Source organism: Lysinibacillus sp. UBA6686 (assembly GCF_002455205.1).
Lineage (GTDB): Bacteria > Bacillota > Bacilli > Bacillales_A > Planococcaceae > Lysinibacillus > Lysinibacillus pakistanensis.
On the sequence record NZ_DKJS01000018.1, the window covers coordinates 102857 to 118889 of the forward strand.

The following is a 16033-nucleotide window of genomic DNA, read 5'->3' on the forward strand; positions in this document are numbered from 1 at the left end:
ATTGGACATTTTTTTATATTTTAGCTGAGCCACTAACAAACTCTGTTTCTTTATAATACATATTTTTAACAAGCACATTTGGTCCTAAGCATTTTACTGCAGGACAATGACAGTTAAGAGATTTTGCTAAATCCGTGGCCATCCATTTTTCAAAAATAGCTGGTAGTTCATCATTCACAATATTGCCAAGTGCTGGTGTATCGCCAAAGTCTGTGACAATAACATCACCTGTGAAAATATTAATATTTAAGCGAGAGCGACCATCGGGATCATTACGCATCGTTACATTTTTTGCTGCTCTTAGTCGTTTTAAAAGCAGTTGATCTTCATCATTCATACTGCATGGATAAAAAGGTAGGGTACCAAAGAGCATCCATGTGTTTTCATCTCGAACATCCAGCAGATGATGAATCGCATCACGAGTTTCCTTTAGTGATAAAGAGGTGAGGGCGCTGGCAAAATCAGATGGGTACATAGGGTGCACCTCATGACGTGCACATTTCATCTCATGAATAATTTGTTGATGAATATGTTCAAGATAGGGTAGCGTTTTTTTGTTTAACATCGTTTCAGCAGATACCATGACACCATGCTCAGCAAGCATTTTAGAGTTATCAATCATGCGTTGGAATAATGCTGCACGCTGTTCATAAGTTGGTTTTCTCTCCATCATCGCAAAGCCAGTTTCGACAAATTCATCAATAGTACCCCAGTTATGGGAAATATGTAGCACATCTAAATAAGGTGCAATCAATAAGTAACGTTCTGGTTCCAATGTTAAGTTGGAGTTAATTTGAGTACGTACCCCTCGTTCATGTGCATATTTTAAAAGCGGCAATACATAATTTTGGACAGATTTTTTACTCATCATCGGTTCGCCACCTGTTATGCTGAGTGTTTTTAAATGTGGAATTTCCTCTAGGCGTTTTATGATTAACTCCATTGGTAATGCCTCAGGATCTTTTGTTTGCAATGTATAGCCAACTGCGCAATGGGCACAGCGCATATTACATAGAGTTGTTGTAGTAAATTCAATATTAGATAGGGTCATTTGCCCATGTTGTTCAACATCTAAATACGCTTCCCATGGATCAAAGGTAGGCGTAATTTTTTGTAAGGTCGTCATAATTCGTACATCTTCCTTTCTAGCAATCTATTGTCTCATATTCGTTGCTATTTTCAAATATGAAATTATCGAAAGGGCTATTTTTAGGATAATTTTCGCCTTCACTTAGTGAATGATTTTGTTCTTTAAACCAAATATTGGATAAAGAAAAACGATTTTGCTGTTATTTTTTTAGAAAAACGTTATGATAGAAAGAACGAAATGGTAACATAGCACCAAAGAAAGTAGGATGTAACATGACAAAGTATGAAACTTTATTGTTTGATGTAGATGACACCTTATTAGATTTTGATATTGCTGAAAATGCAGCACTTGATCATCTATTTAAGCAGGAAAATATCGCAGCAACTCCAACATTGGTTACACGGTATAAAGAAATAAATGAATCTATGTGGCGTGCTTTTGAACGCGGTGAGGTGGCTAAAGATACACTCCACAATACGCGATTTTCCATTGCATTAAAGGAATTCGGCTATGATGTTGATGGAAGCTATTTTGAAGCAATCTTTCAAAAATATTTGAAGGAGGCACATCATTATGTTGATGGTGCCTATGAAGTCATTGAGCAGCTAGCTAATCATTATGATTTATATGTTGTTTCTAATGGTAAAACAGACACTCAAAATAAACGATTACAGGATGCACAACTTGCTCAATTTTTTAAAGGTATCTTTATTTCAGAGCAAACTGGCTTTCAGAAACCTATGCCAGCCTTTTTTGACTACGTTTTTGAACGCATTGATGGATTACAAAAGAGTAAAACATTAATCATTGGAGATTCATTAACATCTGATATTAAAGGCGGATTACAAGCAGGCATTGATACATGCTGGTTTAATATACGTCATATTGACAATACAAGTACAATTCAACCGCATTATGAAATAAAAAAGCTACACGAGCTACATATTCTATTAGATAACAAAATAACACTTTTATAGATATATGCTCACTACACTTCAACCATTTGTAAATTGAAGTGTAGTTTTTGATTGGAAAATTTCTAGGACTAGAGATCTGATGGAGTATGTGCTAAAAATACTATATTTTTACAAAGTGGATTCCAGTATGATAGTTTTAGATGAAAGGAAAGGAGAAGCAATATGAAAGGAAAAATTAGAACGGGAGTACTAGTAGGAATACTTAGTATTTCATTGGTAACTCCTTTGCAAGCACATGCCTATCAAGAGCCCACGGATTATGTACATATGAAAACATCCAATATGATCGTTTACTCTGCCTATGGTGCCAAAATTAATGCCTCTGAAAAGGGCGATACGTTTAGTATTAAAGCCACTATCGTCAATAACCGCCAGCCCCTAGAAATTGAAATTTTCAAGAATGGAAAGGATGGAATTTTAAAACAGGTGGCTAAAAAAGGGGTAATGGAGCCTGTTGCTTATCGAGACTTAGGAGATCGGGTAATTGCCACAATTCATAATAGTGCGGAATTAAAATTTGTAAATCCACAGCCAATTTACTTTCGAGATACAGATAATTCGGTGTATAGTTCGTATATTTCGACATTAGCAGAACGGGGTATTGTCCAAGGTAGAACAGCAGATTATTTTGGCGTTAATGATTCTTTAACGCGTGCACAATTTAGTGCATTACTAGCTCGTGCATTCAGTTTTCAGCCAGTTCAAGCAACCCAATTTAAAGATATTAATGCCAAGAAATCCTGGTATGGGGGCTATGTTGGAGCATTACATTCTTTAGGAATTATCAAAGGAAAATCTCAGAATTTATTTGATCCTAATGGGAAAATTACACGACAACAGGCAATATTAATGCTTGGCCGAACTTTGGATGCGGTAGATTTTGTTCAAGAAAAATTTGTGTCTTTACCTTATCAAGATAGCTTCGATCTACAGGAGGAAGCTTTGCACCATACGCAAACCTTATATGCAATCGGAGCTTTAAATGACAATATGAATTTATTACCAAATCAGATGATTTCACGAGGTGAGTTTGCTAAAATGCTAGCGGTATCTTTAGAAGCTGCTGGAAGGTTGTAATAATGAACAGTAAGTCGAGGACATGATGTCTCTCGACTTTTTAATTAGTTAGACTTAGTTGTTTCGCCTCGAAGTTTGATAATGGGACTGAATGTAAATGTATATTGGTATAAAAAACATAACAACAGGCAAACCTTTTATGAGACTAGTTTCCATGAAAGGGGAAATTGACGATGACTACGGTTTTAACAGCAAATAAACGTGAAAAAGGAAGTCGCTCATCATTAACGCAGCTTAGACAGAACGGTGCTATTCCGGGTGTGGTCTATGGCTATCAAATGGAGCCAACAACCATCACTGTGGATGCTAGAGCATTTGCCAAAATACTAGCTACGTTCGGAAATAAAAGTGTCTTTCATTTAGATATGGATGGCAGGCAGATTAATGCGGTATTAACGGAAGTGCAACGCTGTGCGCTTAAGGGCAATGTAAAACATGTGGATTTTAAATCCATCAATATGTCTGAGGAGCTTGAGGTAGATATTCCAGTGACAGTGGTTGGACATGCCGCAGGAGTTGCTGATGGAGGATTTCTTTTACAGCCTAATCGTGAGGTACGTATAAAGGTGAAGCCAACAGAAATTCCTGAATCTATCGAGGTAGATGTCACTAATTTAGCGATTGGGACTTCTCTCTATGTTGGAGATATCCGTCAGCAGTTTTCTTTTGATATCTTACAGGAGGATGATTATACATTAGTGACAATCACACCGCCTGCTGCTGAAAATGAACAAGAAGATGATACAGTGGATGATACACCTGAAGTGATAGAAGCGACAGGACAAAATACTGCTGAACCAAGAGAATAGCGCAAAAGAGGAGCCATCTTACATGCGGTAAGTGGCTCCTTGCAGTTTATTGTATAAACTGCTGTATAGATTTACGATAACGGAAATACATGACTAGGTACATAGCAAAGGCTACTAAAAATAGCCATGGAGGGATAAAACGCATAAGGGCAAAGGGTGTTTCAAATAAAAAAGCAAAAAGGAAAGCAAAACCTTCTTTATCCCATAAACCTGGCGTAAAATAAGCATCTTTTATATGGAGAAACTTAGAAAAGTTGCCATTGTTATAAAAAATCATAAACCATATAAAAGTGAGTATCGCCCAATTGCTGGAATGCTTCATTAATCGTTTATATTTTGCGATTTGGGAATCATTATCAGAAAATAATTGATCATTATCATCTTTTCTTTTTAACCAATAAAAAGTACCATCATATGATTTTTCTTTTAATGCTTGCCATCCAAAATCCTCATATAACTGTTTATAGTTTGTTCGGTCTTCTTTCCGAAGATCTTGCTGACAATCAATGCGGATAACCTGCTCAAGATCAGTCGTATTTTTAAATGTATAAAAACCAGTAGAATTTATTTTTGTACAAACCCATCCTTTGGACAGCATATCATTTAACCATTGCTCTTCCTTATCGATATCAAAAAAGATTTTAAACTTTTTCATATCCATCAGCCTCCTCATATAAAGATAAAATTCGCTGTAATCTTTGTTGCTCGGCTGCTAATATTTTTAGTCCCTCAGCCGTTGTTTGGTAAACCTTACGTCTCGTGTCCTGTGTCTCAACAGGAGAAATCCAATGATATTTCAATAGATTTTCAATTGCACCATACATAGTGCCTGCAGCAATTCTTACACTCCCAGCGCTCATTTCCTCGATTTTTTGCATCATTGCATAGCCATGTAATGGTTCACGTAAGGCGAGTAGAATGTAATGCATGGTTTCAGATAAAGGGAGTAATTTATGTTTTTTCACAAGTTCACCTCTTATACAGTTTAACTATATAGTTTGATTATATATAGTTGAACTGTATATTGCAACTGAATAAAAAAGACAATGCACTTTTTGGCATTGTCGTCTTGAAAGCTTATACTACGGCGCTTTTCACGCCAGTCCATCTCATAAATAATCTTTCATTATAAGTTAAAGCAAATTGTACGATTGGTCCGAGTCCAAAAGCCATCAGCAGAGTACCAATACCAATGGGACCACCTAGTAAAAAGCCAATCACAGCAACCGTTACTTCCATAGTTGTTCGGGAGCGTGTGACACTCCAGCCTAGTTTATGAACCATAAGTAACATGAGCGTATCCCGAGGGCCAATGCCTAAATTTGCTACCATATACATACCGCAGCCCCAGCCCAATAAGACTAGTCCTGTTAGGTAGGAAATGAGCTGCATCCAAAAACCATCGATGTCAGGCAGCCAGTAGTTAAAAATATCGATAAAAATGCCTGCTAAAAACATATCGATAAAGGTTCCTGGTAATGGGAATTTTTTCGTAATAGCCATATCAAAGGCTAAGATTGCAAGTCCTAATAAGATGGACCAAGTGCCAATCGATAACCCAATTGATTTTGTTAAGCCGATGTGTAGTACATCCCAAGAGCCAACACCAAAGAGTTGACCTTTAATAGTTAGTGTAATACCAAAAGAAAGCACAATAATGCCTGTTATGAAAAACAAACAGCGCATAAAAAAAGCTTGTTTCATTTTTTAACCCTCATTCATCCGGAATTTCCTTTTGTCTATCAAATTATTATAGCAATGGATTTTCAAAATGTCCGAAGATAGTCATTTCACATTTTTCAAAAAAAACGGTTTATCTTTATCGTGAGAGGGCAAAATAGATGAAGTAGATGAAAGGATGGGATGAAATGACTTCTGTACGTGAAGAAATTTTAGAAGTTTTGAATCGTGAAAAAATAGGAACAATGGCAACGGTGGAAAATGGTAAACCCTACTCGCGCTATATGACGTTTCAACATGAAGATTTTGTATTATATACGGTGACAAATAAACATTCTGAGAAAATGGAAGAGCTTCGCAAAAATCCATATACCCATATATTATATGGCTACGAAAACGGAGGCTTTGGTGATACGTATGTTGAAATAGAGGGTAAACTCACAGAAGTACACGAGGAAGGCATTAAAAATAAAATAGCAGAATTTTTTACAAGTATTTTTGTTGGCAATCAAGACGAAATGGTAACACTTAAAATCGAACCTATTCGCATGCGCTTAATGAATAAAAAAGGGCAGCCTCCAAAAGAGCTAGAATTTACAAACGACCATGAATAATTGGTCGTTTTTATGTGCCTAAAAGCCAAGCATTTCCTTAAATCAAAAAAGCAATAAAATTTATGAATTCAACCGTTGAATGAACGAAAATCAAGATATAAGTGGAAAAGGGAATATACATATATAACATCCAAAAAGAAATAATTATCTATTCCTTAAAATTTTACATAAAGACACTTGCAAGAAACAGTTAAGTATAGTTAACTTAACTAAAAGGGAATAGGAGTTGAGAATATTGAGGTTGTTTGAAGGGATTTTAATTGTAGTTCATATTTTTTGGCTTTTTTCTTTTTTCTTTTTTATTTAGATTCGATGCAAAAATAAAAAGGATAATTAATGTTATTACACTAATTTTTTTGGTTGTTCATTTGGGGTTTGAAGGTTATAGATGGCAAATGGGGTTAACCTATATATTATTTATTCTTTTAACTGCTTTCACCATAAAGCCATTTAACGAAGAAAAGGTTACACTTGTAAGCGCGAATAATAAACGGAAGGTCAAAAAGCTTTTATACATATTTTTTATTCTAATTTATATGTTCAGTAGCCTTGGTTTAGTCACTATCATGCCTGTATTTCAACTTCCAAAGCCTACAGGTCCTTTTGAAGTTGGAATGAATTCAAGGCATTTAATAGATGACTCCAGACATGACTCGAAACAAAAAGCTCGGGAATTAATGATACAAATATGGTATCCAGCTGAATTGGAAAATAATTCAAAGGATATTCAATATGAATCCTTTCCTTACGAAGAATGGTCGGGCACGCTGGAATTTATTTTTTCAGTGCCGCGCTATCTATTTGAGTATTTAAAATACGGTCAAACTAATAGTATAAAAGATATAGCGGTATCCAATAAAGAAGATAAATATCCCGTTCTATTATTTTCTCACGGATTTGGTAGTACTAGAATGCAAAGTATTTCTCAAATGGAGGAATTGGCAAGTCATGGCTATATTGTTGTCAGCGTTGACCATACGAATGATGCAGCCTATACAAAATTCCCAGATGGACAGGAAGTTATGAATCAAGCAGACGCATATTCTTATTCATATAATATTGAAGATGAGAAAGATGTAAAAACGAGATCAAAAGATATGAGCTATGTGCTCAATCAATTAACAATGTTAAATGGTAATGACCCTCAAAGCTTGTTTACTGGAAAGATAGATATGGACAAAATTGGAATATTTGGTCATTCATATGGAGGTTCAACAGCTGCCCAAGCATTGTTGGATGATAGCAGGATTTCGGCAGGAATCAACATAGATGGACCATTGCATGAACCAGTGGCTAGCTCAGGATTTGAACAACCATTTATGTTTATTTTAAATGAAGATTATCTTTACTTATCAGACGAAGAAATTCAATACACGAATATCACCCCAGAGGAATTTCAAAAGTATCATGATAAAATCACGGATCTTGCAGATTTTCACTATAGAGAGGGAATAAAGGGAGATACTTTTATGCTTACATTTATAGCAGGAGATCATTATACCTTTACGGATTTTCCTTATCTCTCTCCATTGTTATCATGGAATATTGACGTTAATCAATTTCATCAAGTAATGAATGGGTATATTTTGGCTTTCTTTGATCACTATGTGAAAGATAAAGAGCTTGATCCATTACTGAGGAAAGAGGAAAAAGAAGATAAGTTTTATTATTTTAACACTAATATGAAACATCATTGATAGAACATGGGACTAAATTATTTCATTAGATATAAAAAAACGACCCAAAAGCTAGTTGCTTTTGGGTCGTTGTTAAATTATAAAACACGATTTTTTAACTTCTGATTCAATATTTTTGCTTGGGCTAAAGCCTGTGAATCGTTTGCGATTTCTCCAGGCTTATTGCCATTCCCAATAATATAGGAAGAAAAAGGAATTCTTAGGAAATCGAAAATATAATGGAATTGCTGAATCATCGGAAGCCCCTTAATATTGGGAGCATCTCCACCAACGGCAAGGACGATTGCCTCTGTCGTCTGAAGCTTTTCCTTGAGCTGTGGGAAACGTTCATCACGAATGGCATGGCTTAAGCGATCTATCATATTTTTCATGATGCCTGACATGCTGTACCAATAAATGGGTGTTGCGAAAATAACAATATCACTAGTAAGAAATGCTTGAATAATTTGATCATAGTCATCATCTACAAACTGAAAGCCGTTGTCGTCATGACGTAAATCGTGAATAGGCTTAATCGTTATATTTTTTAAATCTATTTTTTGATGTGGAATATCTGCTAATACATAATCAGCTAGCTGTTCACTATTACTAGCGATTCGGGAGCTCCCGATAAAAGCAGTAATGTTCATAAAAATCCTCCTCTATCTTTCAGGTTATAACTAGTGTAAACTTAATTTAATTATCGATAAAGCTGAATGTTTCGATAAAATATATCGAAAAAAACGATTTAGGGGTGTTTGTAATGGATTTAAAACAGCTACAAACGTTTTTAACCGCTGCAGAAACATTAAGTTTTACACAGACAGCACAGTTACTTGATTATGCTCAGTCTAGTATTACAGCACAAATTAAATCACTTGAAGAGGAGCTCGGGGTAATTCTTTTTGAGAGGCTTGGCAAGCGTGTCACTCTTACGGATGAGGGCAAGCGATTACAACAGTATGCCCAAAAAATGCTGGAGTTAAATAGCGAAATGAAAAAGGCAGTATCCAATGAACAAGCACAAGTGGTGTTAAAAATTGGCGCACAGGAAAGTCAGTGTGTTTACCGTCTTCCAAGTATTTTACAGCAATATCAGAAAGCGTATCCACAAGTAAAAATCATTTTTAAGCCGGTCCATACAACTGAAGTTGCCAAAGATCTATTACAGTCTGGAAATCTCGATGTAGCCTTTATTTCTGATGCTTATAAGGAAACACCTATGTTGTATCGTGAGCGACTTATCCAGGAACAAATAATTTTTGTAAGTGCACCAACTAGCATAAAGAGCCATACACTATCAGCGCAACAATTATCAGCAGAGACAATGCTTCTAACTGAAAATGGGTGCTCTTATCGCAATCAATTAGAAGCACAACTACAGCAAGAGGGGTTGCTGTCATTACAAATGATTGAATTTGCAAGTATTGAAGCGATTAAACAATGTGTGATGGCAGGATTAGGTATTACATTTTTACCAAAAATGGTAGTGGAGAAAGAACTAGAGAATGGACAGTTAATCGAATTACAGTCTTCGTTCAATATAAAGCCCATTTACACGGATATTGCTTGGCATAAAGATAAGCATATTCAGCCGTACCTTAGTGATTTCATAGAGAGTGCAAGGAATTGGTATCAAATATTGTAAAAGCAAAGGTGCCTGAATGAAATAGGCACCTTGATCAAAAATGTTGCTTTTATTGTTACTGCTTTTTTAAAGTTCCAGAAAAATTAGTGTCTTCATCATGTGCTGCCCGACAATCCACTTCGGTTATTTTTAAGGCGTTAGTAAGTCTCTCAAATTCGATAACACAGCGATTGCCAGCAGATGATTTGTTCATTACTGCTTTATTACTTGTAGTAATTGTCGCGGTTCCATCGACACTTCCGGCAGCTGTTCCATCATTCGCAGTGATGAAAATATTAAAGCTGTTGCTTGTTGCATTGGAAATAATGGCTTCACGGCGGTTAAAATCAGTCGCACCTTTTCCCCATTTATAGCTATAGAAATAGGTACCTTCCCAGGCGCTTTTCGTAGGTGTTGTAAGCCGCATTGTTGGATCAAGCTGATTTTGACCGTTTTTAGCACGTACATTTAACGAAGCATTACTGGTATTTTCAAAAATAGCTTGTGCATCCTGAGAAATTTCATAAAAATTTCTTTCATCCATTCGATGAAGAATTATCACGACTTGAGCACGTGTCAATTTATTTGTTACGCCGAAAAACTTTTGTAAATTACGATTTTCATACTGTGGATTTTGACCAGTAGAAATGTAATAATCAAGTAAAAACTGGATGGATTGATCTAATCCACTTTTGCCTTTAGCTAAATGCGTAATCGCTTGAGCAACCACACCACGCTTAATAGAAGCCGCTCGAATATTATTATCTAAATAGCCGTTTAATGGCACGCCATAGCTTGCCAGCCGGTTGTAATATTCATCTGACCAGTTGGCAGCAGGGGTTTGTTTTTTTAATTCATCATAGGGTGTTTCCAGTTCATAAAAATTAGACAATAATTTCGCGAATTGTTGCTCAGTAATCGTTTCATTAGGCTTAAAAGTGCCATCTGAATAGCCATTTACAATATCGTATTCCTCAGCCCATAAAATAGCATCATAGGCAAAATGATCCTCAGGCACATCTTTAAAGCCTGCAGCCTGTACCTTGTCCCCACTTGCAATAACAAGAAGTGAAAATAGTAAGGTATACACTAATTTTTTCATTAGTCTTATTCATCCCTTCTAGCTAGTTATACTAATAGTTTGCAGGAAATGGATAAAAACTGCAAATTTTTCTAGTCTTAATTTCAAAGTTGAAAGAGGTAGTAAGACAAGGGATTACAGTATGGGAGGAGGAGCTTTTAAATGCTACATCGATTCAATCAATACCTACAAAAATGGATGCCTATTTTAACGCCACTTAGCTTAATCATAGGCGTGCTATTTGAAAATATTGGGCACCAGCTGTTATTTTTAGTGCCATGGATATTTGCCTTTATGACATTTGCGGGTAGCTTAAGTATGAATATAGAAGGGATGAAAAGCTTAAAAAAGTATCCAACAGTCATTTTTATAGCCATTATCTTTCTACACATACTTATGCCAATTTGGGCTTACATTGTATCCACAATTATCTTTCATGAGCATTTCCTAACAATTGGCTTTGTCTTAGCGGTTGCGATTCCAACAGGGGTTACAAGCTTTATTTGGGTGAGCATGTGTAGAGGACATCTTGCGTTATGTCTTGCTATTATTTTAATTGATACAGTTATATCACCTATCGTCATTCCAGCATTATTACATATCGTTGTGGGGCAATCAATTGAAATAGATACTGCTGGATTGATGTTAGATTTACTTTGGATGATTGTTGTACCATCCCTTGCTGGTGTTGTGTGTAATGAGTTAACGAAAGGGAAAATTGCTGTGACACTAGGGAAAAAATTAGCCCCTTTTTCGAAACTATGCTTATTTAGCATTGTTATGATTAATAGTAGTGTGATTGCACCTTATATGAAAACAATTAGTTGGGAGCTTTTCAGTATCATTTTGGTCGTCTTTTTACTAGCAATTTCGGGATATGTTCTATGTTTAGTGCTAGGACATTATCTTTGGAAAGATAGTAGGATAATCACGATGTTTGTTTTCACAGGTGGGATGCGCAATATTGCTGTTGGAGTTGTAATTGCTACCACCTATTTTCCAGCTAAAACGGTTATGCCCGTTGTATTTGGAATGCTCTTCCAACAAGTGTTAGCATCATTCTTTAGTCGTGTCATGGAAAAATATCAAGTAAAATACGGGGGAGCTTAAGGCAAAAAATATTCGCTATCCCAAGAAGGGTAGCGAATATTGATGCTGTGGCTTATTGAGCTGTATAACCACCATCGACTGTTAACGTATTACCTGTCATAAATGTAGAGTCATCACAAGCCATAAACAGGACAGCTTTCGCCATTTCCTCTGGCTGGCCTAATCGTTGCATAGGTGTTATTTGACGTAATGGCTCCTTACTTTCCTCAGGAATAATCGGTGTATCGATGAAACCTGGGCATAGTGCATTAATACGGATGCCACGAGTCGTAAATTCAAGTGCTAATGAGCGTGTCAAGTTTATGACTCCACCTTTTGCCGCATTATAGGCAGCTGAGCCGGGTGAGCCAACCCAGCCATACATGGAAGCTGTATTAACGATTGTTCCACCATGTCCTTTTAACATTTCTTTAATAGCTGCCTGTGCCATTAGAAATACACCGTCTAAATCTACGTTTACAGTATTGCGCCATTCACTGTAGGCTAGTTCCTCTGTTGGAGTGACACGACCAATTCCTGCATTATTGAATAGGACATTCACTTGACCAAAAGTATCAATGGTTGTTTGATAAATTTTTGCAACCTCTTCCTCATTCGTCACGTTTGCCTTTACGAAAATAGCATCTGCACCTGTAGCCTGTAATTGTGCTACAAATTCGTTTCCTTTTTCCTCATTTAGATCTACGAGTACGATTTTTGCTCCTTCTGCTACAAACAATTTAGCAGTTGCTGCACCAATACCAGATGCTCCGCCAGTAATGATGGCTACTTTATCTTGTAATTTTCCCATAGTAAACACCCCTAATAAATAATTTCTTACACACTTTGCAAATCGCTGTGTACTTTTATTGTAAAACGCTACAATAAGGAAACAATCATTAAAATAACTACAACTGTCTAGCTAGTAGACAAAATAGAGAGAAGTGTCTAAAAAAGGAGACGATATTTTGACAAAATGGACACAAAGACAGGAACGAACACGACGTCATTTTTATGAGGCTTTGATTGAATTAATTCAAAAACATGGCTTTCAATCTATAACTGTAAAAGATATTGTTGAGCGTGCTGGCTATAATCGTAGTACGTTTTATATACATTTTCAGGATAAATTTGAGCTGGCTGACAATTTATTAGAAATGATGCTTGATGGACTTGAGGTAGCAGTTGGCGAACCCTATCTATTTGGAGAAAAAGTTTATACAACTAAGCTTAAGGCACCTTCTTTTAATATTATTTATTATATCTATCAAAATCGTAAATTTTTTGAATTATTAACCCTAGATGATACAATTCCGAGTTTGCATACAAGAATGCCCCTAACTATTACAAAAATTTATATGGAACAATTTAAATTTGAAACAATTAACAATCAACCAGTTAATATGGATATGTTTAAGCACTATACGTCCTATGGATTTTATGGATTGATGCTGCAATGGATTACAAGTGGCTTTGAAAAACCAGAAGAGGCACTTATTCGAGATATAATCGAGCTAACCAAAACGCATATTTATGCATATGAGTTTATCGGCAAACCAAAAATAGAGTGAGTATGCTTAGAATAAAGGCTATAGTATAAAAAAAGAGGAGGTTCACTTGAATATCCAATATCATCAAATACAAATCGTAAATTATTTCTGATATAGGGATTTTGTTTTGTCGAATACATAACAAAATCTGGACTTTTAGAGGGGCTTGCTGAACTGATGAGAAAATGTGCAGGATTGACTAGTTTTTGTGCTAAATAGAATGCTACTTGTACGCAATAGAATAACTGTCATACTTAAAAGATATAAAATGATGGCTTGAGGAAATGCGTACCACAAGCTGCTTCCTGCACTAAAGAACTAAGACCAAGTGGCAAGATACCTGAGCAAACATTGGCTTCATTTTTGCCACAGAGAAATACTTTGCATGGAATAACTTATTTTCATTGGATAACATAATTTTTCAACAACATAAACACCACTATTCATGTGAAAAAATAGTGGTGTTTTTTGTGTTGGGCATTCATCTAGTGTTAGTTATTTATCCTGGCAAAAAAATTTTTTAAAAGAAATTTTCATAAAAGAGTTGAATTTTTTTTATATTAAGCATATATTTTTCCTAAGGGAAACAAAATATCGTTTGAGAAAGAAGAGTGACTGAATGAAAGAGTTAGATGATTTAAAGCTGACGATACTTCCGTTGAGCATTTTACTAATTCTTACACTTTTATGGGAACTAACAGAGTCTGTTGGTGCGGGAATAATGATAATTGTTTTCTGGATAGGCTGGCGTCGGCTTATAAGAAAATTATTATAAATAAGGCATCGATGATACTACTATATGACAGCAGCTGCTTAAGCGGACATAACGAAGTAGTGGAAATATGTTAATGTCCGCTTCAAATAATCTATAGCAAGTATCATCATGTCTGAATATAAAGAAAGAAGAGGTATTTATACATGAAACGTTTTTTGGGTGTAGTTGTTTTTTCACTCTCACTTCTACTTTTTGGTTGTTCTACTGATACAACTAAAGAGGATAGGGAAGGGGTCGTTGTTGCAACAACTGGGCAAATTGCGGATGCCATTAAAGCAATCAGCGGGGGTCACTTACGGGTTTCAGCATTAATGGGACCGGGTGTTGATCCACATTTATACAAAGCAACGCAAAGTGATTTATCGAAACTGGATAAGGCAGAAGTTATATTTTATAATGGCTTACATTTAGAGGGACAAATGTTGGATATTTTTGAGCAGATGTCAAAAAGCAAATCCGTACTTGCCGTTGGAGAAACATTAAATAAGTCGGATTTACTAGCAAGTGATGATGATGCTATGTTACATGATCCTCATATTTGGTTTGATATCGAGCTTTGGAAGGGAGTCGTTCAGGCGATTGGCACTAAGCTTCAGGAAGAATATCCAGAATTTAAAGATGATTTTGTAGCAAATGAGAAAGAATATTTAAAACAGCTTGATGAATTACAAGTATATGCAAAGGATAGAGTAAATGAAATTCCGGAAAAACAACGTATTTTAGTAACAGCACATGATGCTTTTAATTATTTTGGAAGAAGCCAGGGATTTGATGTGCGAGGTTTGCAGGGGCTAAGCACTGATTCCGAATATGGTGTAAAGGATGTACAGGAAATGGTGGATTTTTTAGTAGCCAATAAAATTAAAGCCATTTTTATCGAATCAAGTGTCTCCGATAAAGCCATGAAAGCAGTAATTGAAGGGGCAAAGGAAAAAGGGCACGACATTGTTATTGGAGGGGAGTTATTCTCGGATGCAATGGGAGCAGAAGGAACAAAGGAAGGTACATATATCGGTATGTATCAACATAACATCGACACAATTGTCGATGCATTAAAGTAGGTGAAGAATATGTATGCATTAACAGTAGAAAATCTTTCAGTAGCTTATGATAAAAAAACAGTTTTAGAAAATGCTAGTGTTTCAGTTCCAACTGGCCATTTGTCTGCAATTATTGGTCCGAATGGAGCGGGAAAGTCAACCTTTTTAAAGGCAATCTTAAATCAACTACCAAATAAGGTAGGGAGAGTTGAGATTCTCGGTAAGGTTTTTGAGCCGAAAAGCTTAGTGGTTGGCTATGTTCCTCAGCGCAATGCAGTAGATTGGGATTTCCCTACAAATGCACTGGATATTGTGCTGATGGGACGTTATGGTCATACGGGATTATTTAGAAGACCATCTAGAAAGGATAAAATTTTGGCGCAGCAAGCTCTTGCAAGTGTAGGGATGGAGGATTTCGCTGATCGTTCCATTGGTCAACTTTCTGGTGGACAGCAGCAACGGGTATTTTTAGCACGAGCACTTGCCCAAAACGCAGATATCTATTTTTTAGATGAACCATTTGCTGGAGTCGATGCCGCAACGGAAAAAACGATTATTGATATTTTAAAAGATTTAAAGGCACAGGGTAAAAGTATTTTTGTCGTCCATCATGACTTACAAACAGTTAAAGACTATTTTGATTATACAATTCTCTTAAATAAAACGATTTTAGCATCCGGTGCAACGGAAGAAGTTTTTACACCAGCGCAATTACAAAAAACATATGGTGGTAAACTTTTCATGATGCAGCATGTGTAAGGAGGGGACAATATGTTAAGTGGTAACTTATTGTGGGTACTTTGTGGAACCATGCTACTCGGGATAGCAGCTGGTATAACGGGCACTTTTTCCTTCTTACAAAAACAAAGCTTAGTTGGTGATGCTGCAGCACATGCAGCTCTACCAGGGATTGCACTCGCATTTTTGTTAACAAAAATGCGAGTGCAA

The 16033-nt window shown here is 36.1% G+C and carries 18 protein-coding genes; 11 read left to right on the forward strand and 7 right to left on the reverse strand.

Annotation, left to right across the window (positions count from 1 at the left end; all coding sequences use genetic code 11):
- Positions 1-13: 13 nt before the first annotated feature.
- Positions 14-1126, reverse strand: coding sequence for a radical SAM/CxCxxxxC motif protein YfkAB (gene yfkAB, locus B2R82_RS04910; RefSeq protein ID WP_286923810.1), 1113 nt, complete (start codon positions 1124-1126; stop codon positions 14-16).
- 236 nt (positions 1127-1362) lie between these two features.
- On the opposite strand from yfkAB, the gene B2R82_RS04915 reads away from it, so the two are divergent.
- The 3 genes from B2R82_RS04915 (at position 1363) to B2R82_RS04925 (ending at position 3953) form a co-directional block, all read left to right on the forward strand.
- Positions 1363-2067 (forward strand): YjjG family noncanonical pyrimidine nucleotidase, encoded by a 705-nt coding sequence (locus B2R82_RS04915; RefSeq protein WP_286923812.1) that lies wholly within the window; start codon positions 1363-1365, stop codon positions 2065-2067.
- A 162-nt stretch (positions 2068-2229) separates the two neighbouring features.
- Positions 2230-3144 carry an S-layer homology domain-containing protein gene (locus tag B2R82_RS04920; RefSeq protein WP_286923813.1) on the forward strand — a complete coding sequence of 305 codons (915 nt, stop codon included), beginning with the start codon at positions 2230-2232 and terminating at the stop codon, positions 3142-3144.
- Between the two features lie 173 nt (positions 3145-3317).
- Entirely contained in the window at positions 3318-3953 is a 636-nt protein-coding gene (locus tag B2R82_RS04925) for a 50S ribosomal protein L25/general stress protein Ctc (protein WP_286923814.1), read from the forward strand.
- 46 nt (positions 3954-3999) lie between these two features.
- Here B2R82_RS04925 and B2R82_RS04930 read toward each other — a convergent pair whose 3' ends face one another.
- The 3 genes from B2R82_RS04930 to B2R82_RS04940 form a co-directional block, all read right to left on the reverse strand.
- On the reverse strand, positions 4000-4608 hold the full coding sequence (locus tag B2R82_RS04930; protein WP_286923815.1) for a DUF2812 domain-containing protein: 609 nt from the start codon (positions 4606-4608) through the stop codon (positions 4000-4002).
- A complete protein-coding gene (locus tag B2R82_RS04935; protein ID WP_286923834.1) occupies positions 4595-4882 on the reverse strand; it encodes a PadR family transcriptional regulator in 288 nt (95 codons plus the stop codon). The genes B2R82_RS04930 and B2R82_RS04935 overlap by 14 nt, the downstream gene beginning before the upstream one ends.
- Positions 4883-5030: 148 nt before the next feature.
- Positions 5031-5657 carry a YczE/YyaS/YitT family protein gene (locus B2R82_RS04940; protein WP_286923816.1) on the reverse strand — a complete coding sequence of 209 codons (627 nt, stop codon included), beginning with the start codon at positions 5655-5657 and terminating at the stop codon, positions 5031-5033.
- Positions 5658-5821: 164 nt separating this feature from the next.
- On the opposite strand from B2R82_RS04940, the gene B2R82_RS04945 reads away from it, so the two are divergent.
- A complete protein-coding gene (locus B2R82_RS04945) occupies positions 5822-6247 on the forward strand; it encodes a pyridoxamine 5'-phosphate oxidase family protein (protein WP_283868362.1) in 426 nt (141 codons plus the stop codon).
- Between the two features lie 566 nt (positions 6248-6813).
- The gene (locus B2R82_RS04950; RefSeq protein WP_286923818.1) at positions 6814-7944 is read left to right on the forward strand and encodes an alpha/beta hydrolase family protein; all 1131 of its coding nucleotides are present in this window, start codon (positions 6814-6816) and stop codon (positions 7942-7944) included.
- Positions 7945-8021: 77 nt separating this feature from the next.
- Here the strand turns inward: B2R82_RS04950 and B2R82_RS04955 are convergent, their stop codons facing one another.
- Entirely contained in the window at positions 8022-8573 is a 552-nt protein-coding gene (locus tag B2R82_RS04955; RefSeq protein ID WP_286923819.1) for a flavodoxin family protein, read from the reverse strand.
- A 113-nt stretch (positions 8574-8686) separates the two neighbouring features.
- Between B2R82_RS04955 and B2R82_RS04960 the strand changes: the two genes are divergently transcribed.
- The gene (locus B2R82_RS04960; RefSeq protein WP_286923821.1) at positions 8687-9571 is read left to right on the forward strand and encodes a LysR family transcriptional regulator; all 885 of its coding nucleotides are present in this window, start codon (positions 8687-8689) and stop codon (positions 9569-9571) included.
- Between the two features lie 55 nt (positions 9572-9626).
- Here B2R82_RS04960 and B2R82_RS04965 read toward each other — a convergent pair whose 3' ends face one another.
- Complete coding sequence (locus tag B2R82_RS04965; RefSeq protein ID WP_286923822.1) at positions 9627-10652, reverse strand: S-layer homology domain-containing protein; 1026 nt, start codon at positions 10650-10652, stop codon at positions 9627-9629.
- Between the two features lie 141 nt (positions 10653-10793).
- Between B2R82_RS04965 and B2R82_RS04970 the strand changes: the two genes are divergently transcribed.
- Entirely contained in the window at positions 10794-11741 is a 948-nt protein-coding gene (locus tag B2R82_RS04970; protein WP_286923823.1) for a bile acid:sodium symporter family protein, read from the forward strand.
- Between the two features lie 52 nt (positions 11742-11793).
- Here the strand turns inward: B2R82_RS04970 and B2R82_RS04975 are convergent, their stop codons facing one another.
- On the reverse strand, positions 11794-12531 hold the full coding sequence (locus B2R82_RS04975) for an SDR family NAD(P)-dependent oxidoreductase (protein ID WP_286923824.1): 738 nt from the start codon (positions 12529-12531) through the stop codon (positions 11794-11796).
- 157 nt (positions 12532-12688) lie between these two features.
- Here B2R82_RS04975 and B2R82_RS04980 point away from each other — a divergent pair, with 157 nt between their 5' ends.
- The 4 genes from B2R82_RS04980 to B2R82_RS04995 all read left to right on the forward strand — a co-directional run.
- A complete protein-coding gene (locus B2R82_RS04980) occupies positions 12689-13291 on the forward strand; it encodes a TetR/AcrR family transcriptional regulator (RefSeq protein ID WP_286923825.1) in 603 nt (200 codons plus the stop codon).
- An 897-nt stretch (positions 13292-14188) separates the two neighbouring features.
- Positions 14189-15106: a metal ABC transporter solute-binding protein, Zn/Mn family gene (locus B2R82_RS04985; protein ID WP_286923826.1), complete on the forward strand. Its 918-nt coding sequence runs from the start codon at positions 14189-14191 to the stop codon at positions 15104-15106.
- A gap of 9 nt (positions 15107-15115) precedes the next feature.
- A complete protein-coding gene (locus B2R82_RS04990) occupies positions 15116-15844 on the forward strand; it encodes a metal ABC transporter ATP-binding protein (protein WP_286923828.1) in 729 nt (242 codons plus the stop codon).
- Positions 15845-15895: 51 nt separating this feature from the next.
- Positions 15896-16033 (forward strand): metal ABC transporter permease (locus B2R82_RS04995; protein WP_286923835.1); only part of this gene is annotated, 138 nt, incomplete at its 3' end.

Coding starts and splice junctions, on each gene's coding strand:
- B2R82_RS04940 (WP_286923816.1), bottom strand. CDS start 5,657: ATGAAACAAGCTTTTTTTATGCGCTGTTTGTTTTTCATAACAGGCATT.
- B2R82_RS04960 (WP_286923821.1), top strand. CDS start 8,687: ATGGATTTAAAACAGCTACAAACGTTTTTAACCGCTGCAGAAACATTA.
- yfkAB (WP_286923810.1), bottom strand. CDS start 1,126: ATGACGACCTTACAAAAAATTACGCCTACCTTTGATCCATGGGAAGCG.
- B2R82_RS04975 (WP_286923824.1), bottom strand. CDS start 12,531: ATGGGAAAATTACAAGATAAAGTAGCCATCATTACTGGCGGAGCATCT.
- B2R82_RS04990 (WP_286923828.1), top strand. CDS start 15,116: ATGTATGCATTAACAGTAGAAAATCTTTCAGTAGCTTATGATAAAAAA.
- B2R82_RS04950 (WP_286923818.1), top strand. CDS start 6,814: ATGCCTGTATTTCAACTTCCAAAGCCTACAGGTCCTTTTGAAGTTGGA.
- B2R82_RS04985 (WP_286923826.1), top strand. CDS start 14,189: ATGAAACGTTTTTTGGGTGTAGTTGTTTTTTCACTCTCACTTCTACTT.
- B2R82_RS04935 (WP_286923834.1), bottom strand. CDS start 4,882: ATGCATTACATTCTACTCGCCTTACGTGAACCATTACATGGCTATGCA.
- B2R82_RS04955 (WP_286923819.1), bottom strand. CDS start 8,573: ATGAACATTACTGCTTTTATCGGGAGCTCCCGAATCGCTAGTAATAGT.
- B2R82_RS04930 (WP_286923815.1), bottom strand. CDS start 4,608: ATGAAAAAGTTTAAAATCTTTTTTGATATCGATAAGGAAGAGCAATGG.
- B2R82_RS04970 (WP_286923823.1), top strand. CDS start 10,794: ATGCTACATCGATTCAATCAATACCTACAAAAATGGATGCCTATTTTA.
- B2R82_RS04925 (WP_286923814.1), top strand. CDS start 3,318: ATGACTACGGTTTTAACAGCAAATAAACGTGAAAAAGGAAGTCGCTCA.
- B2R82_RS04965 (WP_286923822.1), bottom strand. CDS start 10,652: ATGAAAAAATTAGTGTATACCTTACTATTTTCACTTCTTGTTATTGCA.
- B2R82_RS04915 (WP_286923812.1), top strand. CDS start 1,363: ATGACAAAGTATGAAACTTTATTGTTTGATGTAGATGACACCTTATTA.
- B2R82_RS04945 (WP_283868362.1), top strand. CDS start 5,822: ATGACTTCTGTACGTGAAGAAATTTTAGAAGTTTTGAATCGTGAAAAA.
- B2R82_RS04920 (WP_286923813.1), top strand. CDS start 2,230: ATGAAAGGAAAAATTAGAACGGGAGTACTAGTAGGAATACTTAGTATT.